Source organism: Nocardia sp. NPDC060220, from assembly GCF_042727815.1.
Classification (GTDB): Bacteria; Actinomycetota; Actinomycetes; order Mycobacteriales; family Mycobacteriaceae; genus Nocardia.
In genome coordinates this window covers 1-1,874 of record NZ_JBHWZY010001117.1, presented here as the reverse complement: position 1 = coordinate 1,874, position 1,874 = coordinate 1, and the positions used below count along the sequence as shown (strand labels likewise).

3 protein-coding genes are annotated in these 1,874 nt (G+C 60.2%); 1 reads left to right on the top strand and 2 read right to left on the bottom strand.

Translation table 11 applies throughout. From position 1 onward, the window contains the following. The coding region (locus ACFWF3_RS34275; RefSeq protein WP_379318184.1) for a ParB/RepB/Spo0J family partition protein at positions 1-702 on the bottom strand (702 nt) is incomplete at its 3' end. 531 nt (positions 703-1,233) lie between these two features. Beyond that, on the bottom strand, positions 1,234-1,398 hold the full coding sequence (locus ACFWF3_RS34270; protein ID WP_379318182.1) for a hypothetical protein: 165 nt from the start codon (positions 1,396-1,398) through the stop codon (positions 1,234-1,236). A gap of 52 nt (positions 1,399-1,450) precedes the next feature. Between ACFWF3_RS34270 and ACFWF3_RS34265 the strand changes: the two genes are divergently transcribed. Next, on the top strand, positions 1,451-1,874 hold a 424-nt coding region (locus ACFWF3_RS34265; protein WP_379318180.1), incomplete at its 3' end, for a peptidylprolyl isomerase.

Sequence of the window (1,874 nt, the reverse complement as noted above, 5' to 3'; positions counted from 1 at the left end):
CGAACTGTCGACTGGCCGCATCTTGCCATCCCGGCCCAATCGCTTGTTCAACCGGGAATCGGCCTCAGTTGAACAAGTCCGAATCGAAGCGATAGTCTTTGATGACAGTCCAACTAGTTCCGCGATCATTCGATCGGACCACGTTCCATGGGTCTCGAATATTCGACGAGTTGCCGCCAATCGGTCTTCCCGGGAAAGTGGTAGACCTTGCTCGGCATTAACATGGACGGCGAACAAGAAGGCGTCTGTTTCGGAGCCATCGAAGAACGAGACATTGATTGTCGATTCGCCGCGTTTCCGCGCTGCCATAAGTCGGTGAGCGCCATCGATCACCTCCATCGTTTCTCGGTTGACGACGATTGGTGGAGCAGTGATACCTGCCTCGATCAACTCTTGAACATGTCGAATATCGATGCCACGCACTCTTGGTGAGCTGGCAAGTCTTAGTTTGTCAATCGCTATCGGCTGAGGAGTTGAGCAGAGGTGGGTCCACATGACATTAGAGTCATCATCGGAGCGCGATTCGCGGGGACTCGTCCCCGAAATGAGAAAATCGATATCCTTCAGGGACTCAGGGTTGATTGCTCCGGCAGAAGCGGGCAACGACGTCACGGAATCGCTAGTAGAAAGATCGCCTGTCACGCTGGTAGTCGTGTCCGTCGAGTGCGACAACAACCACAAACGATCAGGATCAACCAACATGGAACCTCCCCGTCCCTGGTGAAGTGCAAGTCCCGCCAGGATGACGCGAACCATTGAACCGGCTCGCACGCATGAACGATTCGCCCCGGCAGCTAAGCTGAACTTTGCCTTACATAGAGGTTGGACGCGGTGCCTACCGAAGCGGTTCCAGCTCTATTGAGTGATACGCATCACTTTTATTCTGGCTGTGAGCACGCCGGTAGAGGCTGCGAGCCGGGTTCCTGGTTGTCTGCCAGTGTCAGCGTGGACGGGCGACGATCGAAGTATCCACCGCGACGATAGGCATCGGTGCTTCCGCGCTACGGACTGGAACCCGGACCCGTGCGAAGGCCTTTCGGCGGTACTCGTTCGGCTACGCCTGGACCGGAGACCGGCCTCGAGCCGTGAATGATCCGCAGGAGGCCGTGTATACCCTTAGGCCACAGCTTGCGGCTGACACGTCGGCGACAACGCCGATTCCGCTAGATCTGCCGATGTGACACCCAGGACCCGTATCGCTCTCCGGGCCGTGATGATCCCGGTCGTGTCGGCTCAGTGTGTGGCTGTCTCCGATGCCGAGCCGTTGCGGGAATACCCCAGACGCGGCGGCTCGGCGGCCGGTTCCGGCAGTTGTGGACGCTTGGCGCGGGCCAGGTAGGCCAGGGCGCCCGCCCCGGCGAGCGCGATCGACGCGAGCAGCGGATTACGAAGCTTCATTCGACCACTGTGGCACAAACAGATTCGACGTGTCGCGTGGCACCATAACTGCGTGACCTCACCCAACCAGACGGCCGTGGCAACTCTGCACACCAACCACGGCGATATCAGGATCGCGCTTTTCGGTAACCACGCCCCGAAGACGGTGCGCAACTTCGTCGGTCTCGCCGACGGCACCGCGCCGTACTCCACCGTCAATGCCGGTGGGACGGAAAGTGGCCCGTTCTACGACGGCGCCGTCTTTCACCGGATCATTCCGGGGTTCATGATCCAGGGCGGCGATCCGACAGGCACCGGCCGTGGTGGGCCGGGCTTCGAGTTCGCCGACGAGTTCCACCCGGATCTGCGCTTCGACCGGGGCTATCTGCTCGCGATGGCGAATGCGGGCGCCGGCACCGAGACCAACGGTTCGCAGTTCTTCATCACCGTCGGCGCGCAGCCGCACCTCAACCGCAAGCATTCGATCTTCGGGGAGG